General features: G+C 42.9%; 12 protein-coding genes. 10 read left to right on the plus strand and 2 right to left on the minus strand.

What is annotated here, in order from left to right; translation table 11 throughout:
* Positions 1-163: 163 nt before the first annotated feature.
* From D5F11_RS10900 to D5F11_RS10920, 6 genes are all read left to right on the plus strand, one after another.
* A complete protein-coding gene (locus tag D5F11_RS10900; protein ID WP_120116378.1) occupies positions 164-940 on the plus strand; it encodes an enoyl-CoA hydratase-related protein in 777 nt (258 codons plus the stop codon).
* A 350-nt stretch (positions 941-1,290) separates the two neighbouring features.
* Positions 1,291-1,473, plus strand: a complete 183-nt coding sequence (locus tag D5F11_RS10905; RefSeq protein ID WP_120116380.1) for a hypothetical protein — start codon at positions 1,291-1,293, stop codon at positions 1,471-1,473.
* Between the two features lie 135 nt (positions 1,474-1,608).
* Positions 1,609-1,749, plus strand: a complete 141-nt coding sequence (locus tag D5F11_RS26335; RefSeq protein WP_185830632.1) for a hypothetical protein — start codon at positions 1,609-1,611, stop codon at positions 1,747-1,749.
* Between the two features lie 497 nt (positions 1,750-2,246).
* Positions 2,247-2,972: an AzlC family ABC transporter permease gene (locus D5F11_RS10910; protein ID WP_120116382.1), complete on the plus strand. Its 726-nt coding sequence runs from the start codon at positions 2,247-2,249 to the stop codon at positions 2,970-2,972.
* The gene (locus tag D5F11_RS10915) at positions 2,965-3,276 is read left to right on the plus strand and encodes an AzlD domain-containing protein (protein WP_120116384.1); all 312 of its coding nucleotides are present in this window, start codon (positions 2,965-2,967) and stop codon (positions 3,274-3,276) included. Before D5F11_RS10910 ends, D5F11_RS10915 begins: the two co-directional genes overlap by 8 nt.
* A 128-nt stretch (positions 3,277-3,404) precedes the next feature.
* Positions 3,405-4,670, plus strand: coding sequence for a M48 family metallopeptidase (locus D5F11_RS10920; RefSeq protein ID WP_185830633.1), 1,266 nt, complete (start codon positions 3,405-3,407; stop codon positions 4,668-4,670).
* Between the two features lie 267 nt (positions 4,671-4,937).
* On the opposite strand, the gene D5F11_RS10925 is transcribed toward D5F11_RS10920, so the two are convergent.
* On the minus strand, positions 4,938-5,165 hold the full coding sequence (locus tag D5F11_RS10925; RefSeq protein WP_120116388.1) for an IDEAL domain-containing protein: 228 nt from the start codon (positions 5,163-5,165) through the stop codon (positions 4,938-4,940).
* 278 nt (positions 5,166-5,443) lie between these two features.
* Between D5F11_RS10925 and D5F11_RS10930 the strand changes: the two genes are divergently transcribed.
* The gene (locus tag D5F11_RS10930) at positions 5,444-5,995 is read left to right on the plus strand and encodes a competence protein ComK (protein WP_120116390.1); all 552 of its coding nucleotides are present in this window, start codon (positions 5,444-5,446) and stop codon (positions 5,993-5,995) included.
* Between the two features lie 289 nt (positions 5,996-6,284).
* Here D5F11_RS10930 and D5F11_RS10935 read toward each other — a convergent pair whose 3' ends face one another.
* On the minus strand, positions 6,285-6,647 hold the full coding sequence (locus D5F11_RS10935; RefSeq protein WP_120116392.1) for a YhjD family protein: 363 nt from the start codon (positions 6,645-6,647) through the stop codon (positions 6,285-6,287).
* Between the two features lie 187 nt (positions 6,648-6,834).
* On the opposite strand from D5F11_RS10935, the gene D5F11_RS10940 reads away from it, so the two are divergent.
* The 3 genes from D5F11_RS10940 to addA all read left to right on the plus strand — a co-directional run bounded on the left by D5F11_RS10940 (position 6,835) and on the right by addA (position 14,861).
* Positions 6,835-7,443 (plus strand): TVP38/TMEM64 family protein, encoded by a 609-nt coding sequence (locus tag D5F11_RS10940; RefSeq protein WP_120116393.1) that lies wholly within the window; start codon positions 6,835-6,837, stop codon positions 7,441-7,443.
* A 187-nt stretch (positions 7,444-7,630) separates the two neighbouring features.
* Positions 7,631-11,125, plus strand: a complete 3,495-nt coding sequence (gene addB / locus D5F11_RS10945) for a helicase-exonuclease AddAB subunit AddB (protein ID WP_120116395.1) — start codon at positions 7,631-7,633, stop codon at positions 11,123-11,125.
* On the plus strand, positions 11,115-14,861 hold the full coding sequence (addA, locus tag D5F11_RS10950; protein ID WP_120116397.1) for a helicase-exonuclease AddAB subunit AddA: 3,747 nt from the start codon (positions 11,115-11,117) through the stop codon (positions 14,859-14,861). The genes addB and addA overlap by 11 nt, the downstream gene beginning before the upstream one ends.
* The last annotated feature ends 409 nt before the right edge of the window (positions 14,862-15,270 follow it).

Below are 15,270 nucleotides of genomic sequence, written 5' to 3' on the forward strand. Positions count from 1 at the left end.
CGACCAAATTGTTGAGTTGGCCGAGAAGCTGCCGCTGCCCCATAAAATTCATCTTATACTGTCACAGAAAGGGACCCCTTGCACTTTTCTTATAGATAGAAAGGTTTTTTCAAAGAAATCGAGAAATATATATAGGTGAGCTTAATAAGGAAGGGGATTAGCTATGAAAAATATTCAGTTGGATGTGCAGGATTTTATTGCGACTATAACAATTAATCGTCCCGATTCTTTAAATGCTTTTAATTACGAAACACTGTGTGAATTGGGAGAAACCGCAGAAATATTAAAAACGGACAAAAATGTTCGATTGGTGATTGTGAAAGGAGCCGGTGAAAAGGCCTTCAGTGTTGGCGCAGACCTGAAAGAAAGGAAGACGTTGTCCGAACAGCAAGTACGTCGCAACGTCAATAAAATTGGAGATGTGTTTCATGCAATAGAAAAATTGCCACAGCCGACCATTGCAGCAATGAACGGCCATGCTTTTGGCGGAGGAATGGAGCTTGCTTTGGCATGCGACTTTAGGATAGCAGTAAAAGAAGCGACCATGGGGTTGACGGAAACAAGCTTAGCAATTATTCCGGGTGCTGGAGGAACGCAAAGGCTGCCGCGCTTAATTGGAGAAGCCAAGGCAATGGAATTGATCCTGACAGCACGGAGAATGAAAGCCGAAGAAGCATATACATATGGAATTGTTACCAAAATCGCGGAGCGGGAAGAACTGATGGAAAAAGTAATGGAACTTGCAGACGCTATTCTTGCTAACGGGCCGATTGCTGTCCAACAAGCAAAATATGCCATCAAAACAGGAATGAATACGGACCTGCAGACCGGGTTGGAGATTGAAAGAAAAGCATATGAACTGACAATCCCTACCGAGGACCGGCTTGAAGCGCTCCAGGCATTCAGTGAAAAGAGAAGGCCTATGTATCAAGGGAAATAAGCACAAGCGTCTATCCTATAGACTGCTCCGAAATGCGGAACGGCCAAGGTTGTTTAGAGGCGAGTGCAGCCAGCCAAGGAACCGGTAGATCCAGGACAACTACCCTGTCGCTTTGTTTGCATTCGTACTTCCTGTCCAGCGAAGGTCAATCCAGTGAAGGCGCTTGTTGCCTTCATGAGATTGATCGAAGCCATCTAGATCGGAGTACCTCCGGCGGGATAGAGGAGAGCGGTGTGCTATAGTTAGACAATAAAGAAAAGCGTAAACGCTTGCCCATCGACGGTAGACTGGCCAGGAAATGTCTGGATCCTGCGGTTTCTTTTGGCAAGGGTGCAATGGGGGAGCTGATTATGAATAGATATCATTGTTGTGCAACATGCGTTCATTTTGTTGCCGAAAGAAAAGACGGAAAGATGAGTTACTACTGCAAAAGATTGGGATATGAAACAAAGACCCATTACCAATTCAATTGCTGGACTCCTAAAGATAACGTTCGCAAGCTGATGAAGAAGGATGAAGGAAAGGATGCTTAATATAAAGACTTCTATATGTGATTTGTCAGACATCCATTACCAATTATTCATGCTGGGATAGCTGGTACTTCCACGTCCACACTTTCAGCCGCTGTTTCTGAAGCAGGGGCTCTTTGTGCTCTAGGAGCAGATAATATGACTCCTGGTGATATACGAAAAAACATCGGAGACATTCAAAACGCAGACGGGCAAGTTGTTTGCGGTTCATTGATCGATCTCTTTCGTATTATTTCTTCCTTTGATGAACAAATCGTTCCTGTTTATCATTTACCGTGAGAAGACAGATGGGAGATAAAGGTTGGTTAGGTGTGAGCCTAACGGTTATTCTGGGCAGTTTCACTTCCTTAGAGTAAATCAGTCTTACATAATGGAAAGGCTGATGCTACAATGAAATGAGCATTCAGTATTCCTAATGTTTTACTATCTTATCTTAGTGGCTAAATACTGCAGAAAAGCTGCTGGAATGTCTAACTGTGTAAAAGATAGGTTTGTAAAACTTAGTGAGGAATATAACGTTTCGTTGAATGGAATCATGTTTTTTGGCCTTATTCATATTTTTGCAAACACTGAATGATTAAAGCTCATGTATGCAGGACAAAATCTTAAAAATGAAGCCATATGACTTCTAACTTTAGGAGAAGCAAAGCCTAATTAAAACTTTGGTTACGCTGATGTTGTTAGGAATTTCCTGCTTCAAACAACCCGCAGGGTGTGAAGTGGTGAAAAGTTCAAAATAAGTAGATTAGTTGATTGATTTTTGGGGGTAAGGAGAATTGGAAGCTTCAGTACGGAAAGTAAAGACCTCACAATTTCGCCTCGGTCTCCAAGATGGTGTTAGCATAGCCGTTGGATATGCCCCGATTGCCCTAACCTATGGGCTTTTGGCAAAAACAGCAGGTCTTACGCTGATAGAAACTGTCTTGATGAGTCTCATTGTGTTTGCAGGGGCTTCTCAGTATATGGCGCTTAGCATGTTTGCGCTCGGAACGGGATCACTTGAAGTGATCATGACGACTTTCATTGTGAACATCCGGCATTTTCTCATGTCCGCCTCATTAAACGAGAAAGTAGAAAAAGAAGTTCCGTGGAAAAAAGCCGTTTATGCCTTCGGAATTACAGATGAAACTTTTTCCGTTGCCGCTACGAAAGCAGGGACTGTTTCGACTGGTTATTTATTTGGTATCATTTCTTTGGCATATAGCAGTTGGGTTGTTTTTTCAGGCATTGGCTATGGCATAGGGGCCAGTTTGCCGAAGGTGCTTCAAGACAGCATGACCATAGCGCTTTACGCCATGTTTATCGGTTTACTTGTCCCTTCCATGAGAAAAAGTGTAAAGGTTGTCTACTTAGCTCTTTTAGCCGCTGTTTTTAATAGCGTTTTCGTTTTTTGGAATGTGATGGGAAAAGGCTGGGCTATCGTTGTGGCGACTCTTCTGTCCTCGATTTTGGTCGAAGCGGTTGAAACCATAAAAAAGAAGGGAGAGTCAGCCAATGAATAGTTCATTGATCATTTTTACAATTATTGGTATGGCGGTTGTTACATATATTCCGAGAATGCTGCCCTTCGTCATGTTCAGAGGCAGGGAGCTGCCGCCCTTTTTTCAGGGGGTATTGCAAAATGTTCCGTTTGCTACGCTTGGCGCATTGATATTTCCCGCTGTTCTCCTTATTAACGAAGGAAATCTTCTTTTTGGGGTTGCGGGAGCCGCGGCTGCTTTTATCATTGCATTTCTTGGGGCCAACGTAATCATCGTCGTGATTGGTTCTATTGTGGTATTAAGCATTTATTCATTTTTTATTTAACATTGGCGGGGCTTTTTTAAAGCTTTCGCTTATTTTTTTCTTTTGAGGAGACAATAGGACCATATCGGTTCTGTTCTGCCGGCTATCTATTCTACATATAATAATGAATGGACAAGGAGGGGAGACTATTGGTTAGAAAATGGGCATTGCGGGCAGTGATCGCTTATTTTTTGTTTGGTATAGCCATGTATGTGTATCTGTTTTTCTTGACGGACACTTCGATTCCGCACATGTATAAAGGGACGAGCATAGATCCCGCGACTTTTTTAAACAGCAGAGAGCTTATGCTGAGCGAGGAATATTCAAAAATCCGGAACCTGATGTTTTTTCTTGCGGAACCTTATCAATGGCTGTTTTATTATCTAATTTTACTGTTTGGCATATCTGCGATGTTTGAACGATGGGCAGGGAAGACGACGAAATGGTTCCCGCTCCAAACAATCATTTACCTTTTTTGGTTGTCGCTTGCCTCATTTGTCGCAACTTTTCCGTTTGCCTATACATCCTATCTTTTTTCTAGGACCTATAATATCTCCACACAGTATTTCTCTTCTTGGATGAAGGATCAATTTCTGGACTTCTGGATCAGTTATGCAACGATGTGTGTAGTCATCCTTGTCATTTATTCGATGATGAAAAAATTCAAAAAGAAGTGGTGGCTAGCGGTCTGGGTGTTATCCATCCCGTTTTCAATCTTCATGATGTTCATCCGGCCAGTCGTGATTGACCCGCTTTACAATGACTTTTATCCTCTAAAAGATAAACAGCTTGAAATGAAGATTCTTTCGCTTGCTGATGAAGCGGACATTCCTGCCGAACATGTGTATGAAGTGGATATGTCTAAAAAGACTAACGCATTGAATGCCTATGTGACAGGTGTTGGCTCCAATTCCAGGATTGTCCTCTGGGATACGACCTTGGAAAGGCTTGATGACGAAGAGGTTTTGTTCATAATGGCGCATGAGATGGGTCATTATGTGGAGAAGCACATTTATAAAGGCATTGCGGGGTATATAATGCTTTCTTTTGTTGGCCTGTGGCTGACAGCGAAACTGATGGAGCTGTGGATTCAGAAGAGGGGAACAGTCTGGAAGGTAAATAGCATAATCAGCATCAGTTCTCTGCCAGCCTTTCTGCTTATTACATCTATTTTGCTTTTTGCCGTGAGCCCTCTAACCAATTGGGTATCGCGTTACCAGGAAATGCGTGCGGACCGGTATGCATTGGAAACGACGGAAGATCGTGATGCCGCTGTACGGACATTCCAGGATTTGACAAGAGCTGGGTTAAGCGAGGTCAATCCACCGTATTTAGTAAAAATTTTCCGATATGGACACCCGACGATGCTGGAGCGAATCAAAATGGCAGACGAGTTTGAAAGAGAGAGCGATTAGTCAACAAGGATGGCTGCGGTTCATGAACCCCGCAGCCATCCTTTAGTTTCGCAAACTAACAATGCCTAAGTTGCGCCGAATATCTATCACTTAACACTGGAATCGGGTTTCAGCGCCCGTTCTATAACAGGTATCTCCCGTACTTTCTTTATCTCGTTAGAAGTACTCTGTTAGCCCTGGAAGAATTAGCTGTAGATGAAGAACTGGTCCTTTGAAGTATTTTGCGCTTCAAAGCAAAAAAACCCCCCTTTTCAGGGGGATGCAGTTTTATTTACCTATGTGGTTAATGAGTTCTTTGGAAAGCTTTGTGAAAGCTTTCTCGTCTCTTTGATCTAACGCAAGATCAATTTCCGCACGCAGTTGTTCCTCTCTCCGCTTTTGCAAAAGATCGTTTAGGAAAATTTCTGTGTACCATTGCAACGCTTTAGCTTCTTTTTGATTTTGGGTCATCGTGTACTCTTTCAACAGTTCCTGATAAGTTTTCTTCCTCTCCATCGATGATCACCTCGGAACCTTTTTTTAATTATACACGGATTTGGGTAAAAAAACAAGGCAGGAATTTAAATTTTCTGATGTTTTTTTATATTTGAACCTATCGTGACTAAGGACTCAAGGTGCCTTGGAACAAAAATATTTTGATGCATTGATGAGGTAATAAAGTATGAGTGGATAGAATGGTATGTTTTGATTTTTTAGAATTTTAATGACGTTTTTGGAAATCTATGCTATTATTATAGGCATATTGGATGAATGCTGAAGAAAGGGGAAGAAAAATGGCAGAAAAAGATACAACGTTATCAAATTATGAAATTAATCCTTATACGATGATGATTCGGCCAGCGGGCGACGAATCCTCGGAAGTAGTTGAAGCAGGCGCCCGCTATTTGATTTCTTGCAAAACCTTTGAGATTGTAAAAAAAAGCTGTGAGTATTTTGGAAGCTCATATTCAGGCAGGAGGGCTGGAACAAAGCAGTTAATCGGCATCACTCATAAGGCACCCATTATTGTAGACCCCTACACTTCCATCTATTTATTTCCAACCGCATCGCCGACAAGTCCTCAATGTGCGTGGATTTCCCATGACTATATTGCTTCATATAAAAAGAATGGTCCATATTCAACAATTGTCACGTTTCAGAATAGCGAAAGCTTTGAGCTCCCGGTTTCTTTCTACTCTCTAGAAAATCAAGTTTCGCGAACAGCTATGCTTCGGATCAAATTTACACAAAATATGAAGAGAATGGAACATTTTAACAAAAATCCGTCTCATTTATTACATAATCGGGCATCTGAGCCTAATGGGGCCTATTGGATCAACGAGTAGAAAAAGACAGTCACGCCTTCTTCTCTTTTTTTGAAGAGGAAGAAAGTATTGAATCACTTGAAATATTTTGTTCGAATTAAAATTGAATATGTCAAGCTCCGACGTACAGGAAGTACTAGTGCAGGCGAAGCGACAGGACGTCGCCGATTTGAGCCAGCCGACGTACAGGAAGTACTAGTGCCACCGAAGCCACAGAATGTGACGATCTGAGGCGGTCGGGCACTATCGGTGGAAGGGTCAAGTCAGGCTTAAGGAACTGCCTCTTAGCAATTCGCTTTGTGCTTATCGTTTAAGAAGGGTAGCGGGTGCTTAAATAAAGGCACATTAGTTCTTCGATCCTGTTTCGCAGCCGGGGATTGAAGTAATTATGGTGTTCTTCGTACCCTTTATACAAGAACAAGTACATCGTAAAAGCCTCATCCGACTTCATTCGTTCCACCCGAATATTATTTTTATGCAAATACCGCTTCACTTCGGCCAATTCTTTCTGCACTTTCCGGATGGTGTTTTCAATCAAATGTTGATAGGGTTTTTTCAACTTGAACGAGCTTTTCTCAATAGCGGACAAATCACGGTGTAAAACTGTCAGCAGCATCGGTAAATAGATCGCTTGTTCAATGATATCCCGCTCGTTTCCAGGAATTTTTGTCATTGAGCAGCCCTCCTGAGTAGAACGTTTGTTCCTTTTTTTGTATTTTACTAAGGGGTGAAAAAAATAGCAAGCTGAAAATTTTACCTCTTGCAAGGTGCCGAATAGAACAAGCAGGCCCGGCTATGCTATAATTTATAAGAAATCAAGTTGCCGGGCCCATTTACCTGCTGGGAATAGAGGAATGTTCATGGATTTGTTCTCATTCGAAGACTGGATGACGATAGAAAATGTAATCGAACTGATTGAAAAATACCGATCAATTGGTCCGCTTCCAGGGATCTTGTTGCCTTTTTTAGAGGCTTTTCTGCCTTTTTTGCCACTTTTCCTGTTTGTGATGGCCAATGCTAATGCCTTTGGTCTGGGGTGGGGCTTTCTTTTCTCTTGGATTGGGGCTTCATGGGGGGCCTACTTTGTATTCCTCCTTATTAGAAGATTTGGCAAAGCAAGGCTTTTTGGCCCGCTCCGCAGAAATCCCAAAGTGCAGAGCTTGATGGCATGGGTGGAAAAACGCGGGTTTGGTCCTCTGTTTCTTTTACTATGCTTCCCGTTTACTCCGTCAGCAGTCGTCAATATTGTAGCGGGGCTTTCAGGTATTGGCATTTATCAGTACATGCTGGCTGTATTGACGGGGAAAGCAGTCATGATCTTCATTATGAGTTTCATCGGCTATGATGTTATCTCATTGATCAGGCAGCCGGTCAGGACTGGGATTGCACTCGGAGCCATCGTAATTTTATGGTATATTGGGAAGCGGATTGAAGTGAAACTGAAACAAAAGCAATATGATCGGGGATAATTTACATATTGTCAAAATGATAAAGGGAAAGCTGCTAAAAGTTATAGCGGCTTTTTTCTTTTTGCTGAAAACGTATCTATGAATAGGAATGTATGTTCGTTTCTTAGCTGCCATGTATGGTATAATAAGGTTACAAACATAGAAGAGCAATTAAGATGATGTTTACAACAAAAGAGGGGTTGAAAGCATGTCACTACGCTTCGTCATCGGCCGTACAGGAACAGGGAAAACAACTCTATTCCAGAAGGAAATCAGAGAAAAACTGACAGAGCAACCTGATGGCCCTCCGATCTTGTATATTGTTCCGGAGCAAATGACTTTTATATCAGAATATGAATTGGTGCAATCGGAGGGGCTTACGGGAATGATCCGTGCACAGGTATATAGCTTTCCTCGCCTTGCTTGGCGTATTTTTCAGGAGACAGGCGGAGCAAGTCGAATCCATGTGACTAGCACCGGGTTAAATATGCTCATAAAAAAAATAATTGAAGAACATAGATCTGAATTGAAGCTATTCAGGCAAGCATCTGATAAAACAGGATTCATACAGCAGGTCGAACAGATATTCACAGAGTTCAAACATTACTGTGTCGAGCCGGACGATCTCGCTCAGAAAAGGGAAGAAGTAGGCTTTTTTCAATCCCAGAAAGCACTTGCTGACAAGATGCATGACCTTGAATTGATCTATAGGCATTATGAAGATGCTTTAACGGGAAAATATCTGGACTCGAATGATTCCTTGAGCTTGCTGGCGGAGTCGATTGAGAAATCTCGTTACTTACAGAATGCAGAAGTATATATAGATGGTTTTACCAGCTTTACACCTCAAGAATATATGGTGATTGAACGACTGATGAAAACCTGCAGCCGTGTTTCTGTTTCTCTTATGCTTGACCGTCCATTTAAAAATGAAATCCCTGATGAGCTTCATTTATTCAGGATGACGGGGGAAGCATACGGAAGCTTATATGAACTGGCAATCCAGGAAGGAATTACAGTTGAAGATGATGTGGTTCTCGGGGAAACCTTCAAATTTAAACATAATAGCCTGAAATTCCTGGAGTCCAGGTTTGAAAGCAGGCCGTCGGGACAGTATACGGACAATCCGGTAATAAAACTGATGCAATCCGTCAATAAGCGTGCAGAAATTGAAGGAATTGCAAGAGAAATACGTCGATTCGTCATGGAAGATGGCTACCGTTATAAGGATATCGCGGTTTTGCTACGAAATGGGAACCAATATCAAGGGGAGATAGAAACCGTTTTTTATGATTACGAAATTCCTTATTTCATTGATCAAAAACGCTCTATGCTTAACCATCCTCTTGTTGAACTGATTCGATCCGTCCTGGAAGTGATCAACAGCAATTGGAGATATGAGCACGTGTTCCGTGCAATAAAAACCGATTTGTTCTTTCCGCTGGAAACTAATTTGAACGATTTAAGGGAGCAGATGGACAGGCTGGAAAACTATGTCCTGGCCTATGGGATCAAAGGCGCCGATTGGACGAAAAAAGACAGGTGGATATACCGCCGTTTCCGCGGATTGGAGTTGGATGGGGGTGTACAGACTGATGAAGAAAGGAAACTCGAAAAGGAGCTTGCTATATCAAGGGATATTGTCACCCTGCCCATCCTTAGGCTTACAAGGCGTCTAAAAAAAGCAGAAACAGGGCGGGATCTGTGCGAAGCCGTCTATTTCTTTTTGGAAGAACTTGATATTCCTAGAAAGCTGGAGGTTCTAAGTCAGAAAGCTGAAGAGAAAGGCAAGCTTGTTGAATCAAGGGAACATGATCAGGCCTGGAATGATGTCATGGAGCTGCTCGACCAATTCGTGGAGATTTTAGGGGATACAAAAATGACATTAGAAGAGTTTATCCCAGTGATGAATGCGGGATTGGAAGAGATGAAGTTTTCATTGATTCCCCCAGCCATTGATCAGATCTTTGTAGCAAACCTTGAGCAGTCGCGTTTTTCTCGTGTTAAGGTTTCGTTTATCGTCGGATTGAATGACGGTGTCCTTCCCGCTAAATTCAGCGAAGGGGGAGTCTTTTCGGATGAAGACCGGACAGCGTTGATGGATTCTGGGATGAATATCGCCCCTGACAGCAGAAGAAGGCTTCTCAATGAAGAGTTCGTCGCCTATAGGGCATTTACTTCAGCAGAGGAGCAGCTGCTGCTTTCTTGGCCTTTGGCGGATGACGAGGGTAAGGCACTCCAGCCATCCCCTTACATTGATAGAATTAAAGGAATGTTTCCTCAGGTAGTAGAAACAATCGCTGTGAATGATCCAGCAGAATTAAGCGGTGATCATCAATTTGAATATATCTCCCACCCGGATTCGGCGATAGCTTATTTGACGGGACAATTGAACCTAAAGAAAAGAAATTATCCCGTTGCACCATTTTGGTGGGATGTCTATAACTTTTATATGTCAGACTCGCTTTGGAAAAGAAGGGCTGAAAGGATTTTATCAAGCTTATTCTTTAATAATGGAACGAAGAAACTCTCGGAAAATACGAGCAAAGAGCTGTATGGGGACAATATTACGGCAAGCGTATCGAGAATGGAGCTTTTTAACAGCTGTCCTTTCTCCCATTTCGCATTGCATGGCTTAAAGCTCCGGGACCGTGACATTTTCAAGCTTGAAGCACCTCATATTGGAGATTTATTTCATGCTGCTTTGAAGTGGATTGCAGATGAAGTGAACAAAAACAATTTGAAGTGGTCAGACCTGACGAAAAAACAATGTGAACAACTGGCCAGGGAAGCAGTGGCCTATTTGGCCCCAAAACTTCAAAATCAAATTCTGTTAAGCTCCAACCGTTTTTACTATATTAAAAGAAAGCTTGAACAGGTGATTGGCAGGGCCTCTTATGTAATGAGCGGGCATGCGAAGGAAAGCGGGTTTATACCTGTTGGATTAGAGCTGGCCTTTGGACCGAAGCAGCCACTTCCTCCATTGTCCTTCACATTGAAAAATGGGATGAAGATGGAGTTGCAGGGGCGGATCGACCGTGTAGATAAAGCTGAGAACGACCATGGGATTTACTTACGGGTGATTGATTATAAATCCAGCGCAAGGGAGCTGGATCTAAGTGAAGTCTATTACGGGCTTTCATTGCAAATGCTTACGTATTTAGACATTATCATTACTTATTCAAAGCAGCTGATTGGAGAAGAAGCATTCCCAGCAGGGGTATTTTATTTCCATCTACATAATCCGATGATTCAAACTGAGAAAATCATGACATTATCTGAAATAGAGGAAGAAATATTCAAGAAGTTTAAGATGAAGGGGATTGTCCTTGAAGATGCGGATTTAGTTCGTCTGATGGATTTCTCTTTGGAGACAGGTGAATCCAATATCATTTCGGCAGGGATAAAAAAGGACGGTACGCTAAGTGCCAGATCAAAATCCGCAACGAAAGAAGAGCTTGGACTCTTGAGGCGTCATGTACGTTCTCTTTATCAACAGTCGGGAAATGGAATCATATCGGGGAAAGTGGATATAGACCCTTATCGAATGAAGGATAAAACGCCGTGTAAATTTTGTCTGTATAAACCAGTTTGCCAGTTTGACCCAGCTTTGCCGGAAAATGAATTTCGACTGATTCAGCCGGAAAAACGGGAAGCTGTCATTACACGTATTCGGGAAGAAGGTGAAGAACTTGAAAACTGATATTCCAGTAAAACCTGAACATGCGAAATGGACGGATGATCAGTGGAAAGCAATTTATGCAAAAGACCAGGATATATTGGTAGCTGCTGCGGCTGGTTCCGGAAAAACCGCCGTGCTTGTCGAGCGAATCATTCAAAGAGTTATTGCTGAGACAGATCCGCTTGATGTCGATCAGCTGCTCGTTGTCACCTTTACGAATGCCGCTGCGGCAGAAATGAGAGCAAGAATAGGGGAAGCGCTGACCCAGGCAATCAACGAACGGTCGGAATCCGTCCATCTAAGAAAACAACTAGGCTTGTTAAACAGGGCATCTATTTCAACACTTCATTCCTTTTGTCTCGATGCAGTGAGAAAGCATTATTACATGATTGATATCGATCCTCACTTTAGGGTAGCCGACGATAATGAAATCGGCCTCCTGCGAGATGAAGTGCTGGATGATCTATTTGAAGAAGAATACGGAAAAAAGAACAATGACCAGTTTTTCGAGCTGGTTGACACTTTTACAGGAGACCGGAGCGATGGAGAGCTTCAGGAACTTGTTCTTAAATTATATGATTTCTCCAGGTCTCACCCGCATCCGGACCGTTGGTTGGATGCCCTTGTTAATATGTATAATATTCCGGAAGGTACCAGCATTGAGGACCTTCCATTTACACAGATATTATTGTCCGATATTAAGCTGCAGCTTACAGGTGCAAGGCAAATGCTTGAAGAGGCTTATGAAATGACCAAAATGCCGGGCGGGCCGGCTCCAAGAGCAGCCAATTATCTGGATGACTTGGAAATAGTGAATCGGATGATAAAGGCAACAACAGAAAGCTGGGAAATTCTTCACAGCGAGATGAACAACTGGAAGTTTACCAGGGCAAAAAGCTGTCGCGGAGACGATTACGATCGCAAACTATTGGAAGATGCCGATGCACTTAGAAAGAAGGCCAAAGGTATTTTAGAAAAGATTGTCAAGGATGTTTTTGCAAGAGAAGCGGAAGGCTTTTTGCGTGACATGCGCCAAATGCACCCGATTTATCAGGCGTTGGTCCAGCTTGGAAAGTTATTTTCCATCCGTTTCACTCTTGAGAAAAAAGAAAAAGGGATCGTAGATTTTGCTGATCTTGAGCATTTTGCTCTTCATATATTTGTGGATGGTGAGAGTTCTGAAAATGAAATCCAGCCTTCCGAAATTGCTTTGGAGTATCGGAATCAGTTTAGGGAAGTGCTTGTAGATGAATATCAGGATGTAAACATGGTTCAGGAAACAATTCTTCAGCTTATTTCGGCCGACGGTGAATATGACGGGAATTTATTTATGGTTGGGGATGTGAAACAGTCGATTTACCGATTCCGCCTTGCAGAACCGAATTTGTTTTTGGCAAAATATACGAGGTTCGATTCTGACGGAATTAACAACGGTCTTCGGATTGATCTGTCCAGAAATTTCCGGAGCAGGGCAGAAGTATTGGATGGCACGAACTTTCTATTTAAGCAGTTTATGGGAAAAAGTGTCGGAGAAATTGATTACAACAAAGATGCCGAGCTTGTTCTTGGTGCAGGTTATCCTTCGGATGACGTTTACCCAATAGAGGTTGTACTTATTGATCAATCAGAGGAATCGGATTCAGAGAGTAATCTGCAAGAAGACGGGTTCAATGAAGAAGAAATCGAGCAATCCCGATTGGAAGCCAGATTCTTGGCAAAGAAAATCAGGGAGATCGTTGATGGGGAGAAGTCTGTTTATGATCCGAAAATTGGACTGCACCGTCCAGTTCAGTATAAGGATATTGTCATCTTGTTAAGATCTCTTACCTGGGCACAAGATATTATGGATGAGTTGAAACATGAAGGGATTCCAGTGTATGCCAACCTTTCATCCGGTTATTTTGAAGCGACAGAAGTAACGGTGATGATGTCACTTCTGAAAGTCGTCGACAATCCGGATCAGGATATCCCGCTAGCAGCTGTTCTCCGCTCTCCAATCGTCGGCCTTGACGAAGAAGCCTTGGCCCAAATCAGGATGAACTTTAGGAAGGGCAGTTTTTACGAGGCTGTAAAAAAATTTGTTAAAATGCCTGGTGATGCATCCCTTGAAAGAGTCAGGGAGAAGCTGACTCCATTTATTGGACAATTGAATGAATGGAGAAGCATGGCGAGAAGCGGGTTGCTGTCCAGCTTGATCTGGCAGCTGTATCGGGATACAGGTTTTTATGAATTTGTAGGCGGACTCCCAGGGGGAAAGCAAAGGCAAGCCAATTTAAGGGCGCTGTATGACAGGGCCTCCCAGTACGAGGAAACATCCTTCAGAGGTTTGTTTCGTTTCCTGCGCTTCATTGAGAGGATGCAGGACCGTGGCAAAGATTTAGGGGCTGCCCGTGCACTGGGAGAGCAGGAGGATGTTGTTCGGCTGATGACTATCCATTCCAGCAAAGGTTTGGAATTTCCTATTGTATTTGCTGCAGGATTAGGGCGCAAGTTCAACATGCAGGACATCAACAGCTCGTATTTGTTTGATAAGGACTTCGGCTTTGCCAGCAAATATATTGATTCTGATAAGAGAATCTCTTATCCATCCCTGCCGCAACTAGCGCTGAAAAGAAAAAAGAGAATGGAACTCGCTGCAGAGGAAATGAGGGTTCTATATGTGGCTCTTACGCGTGCAAAGGAAAAGCTGTATCTCATTGGGATTGTTAAAAATTTGGAAAAAGAGATCAAAAAGTGGTCCAAAGGAAGCCTTAAAGGAGATTGGCTCCTGAAGGATTTTGATCGGGCATCTGCTTCAACATTTATGGATTGGATCGGACCTGCGATTATCAGGCACAAAGACTGCAATATTGCTGATATAGCAGATGTTTTTGGAGAAGTCAGCAATCATCCATCTCGGTGGAAAGTAGATATTGTACCGACATCCGTGCTACAGTCAGCAGCAGAGGAAGTAGAAAGGGAGTCTGATGACTGGCTTGAGACCGTGAAGGAAGGGCTGTCTATAAGTATCGAATCACCTTTGAAAGAGAAGGTGTTTTCAAGGCTTAATTGGAGTTATCCTCATTTGATTGCTTCAAAGAGAATGTCGAAACAAACGGTTTCGGAACTTAAAAGAATGGCTGAAATAAAAGATGAGGCCAGCGCTGTAACCTTAATGGGTGGAAGCGGGCGTAGGACCTCCCCGATTTTTAACAAGCCGAAATTTCTTGAAAAGCAATCCATATCGCCAGCTGAACGTGGGACAGTCATGCATGCGGTCATGCAGCATATTCCACTTGACGAAGCTCCGTCACTAATGTCTGTTGAGCATCTGTTAGATGATTTAATTCAAAAAGAAATCCTTACGCTTGAACAGGCAGATGCAGTTTCAGGTGAGCAAATCGTACATTTTTTTCAAAGTAATCTGGGCAGGAGAATCCTAGAATCACCCAAAACTGAACGGGAAGTTCCTTTCACAATGGGCATTAAGGCAAAAGAAGTCTACCCCGATTGGGATGGTGAAGACGAATCTGTTATCGTCCAGGGAATGATCGACTGCATCGTGTTGGAAGAGGATGGTGCCATATTGGTCGATTATAAAACAGATGCTATCACTAACCGATTTCCGGGAGGTTTCGACCAAGCCAAAAAGGTGCTTGAAAAGAGATATCAGATGCAAGTCCATTTATATGGACAGGCCATTGAACAAATTTGGAAGAAGAAAGTGAAAGAAAAATATCTATACTTCTTTGATGGCAGCCACATTTTAAAATTATAACGAAAGAGTGCCAAATAGGGAAAATCAGTCCCTTGGCACTCTTTTCTTTGTTGTATAGGAAATTATAAAATTCTATGCTTGTGTATAACTTGTTTATCAGATTGTGCTACGTCCAGCTCCAGCGCCTATCGACTAGCAGACTTCGCGCCTCCTCCTACGATAAGTCAACATCGGCTCCGACGGACAGGACGTCCTAGTGCAAGCGAAGCGACAGGATGTCGCGTTTTGAGCCTGCCTTCGTCGCCGTGTTGTCTGGCTGCGAGTGCCATCGACTCGAGGTCATAAGCCAATCGCTGCTGAAGGCAAACTACACCTTCTTCAGCGCTCGTCTTATGCTTGTCGCCGATAAGCAGGCACTCTCGCACTTCGTGTTTCCTTTATCTCGTTGGAGTCACTCCAGTCTGTACGT

This window comes from Siminovitchia terrae, assembly GCF_003605405.2.
Classification (GTDB): Bacteria; Bacillota; Bacilli; order Bacillales; family Bacillaceae_C; genus Siminovitchia; species Siminovitchia terrae.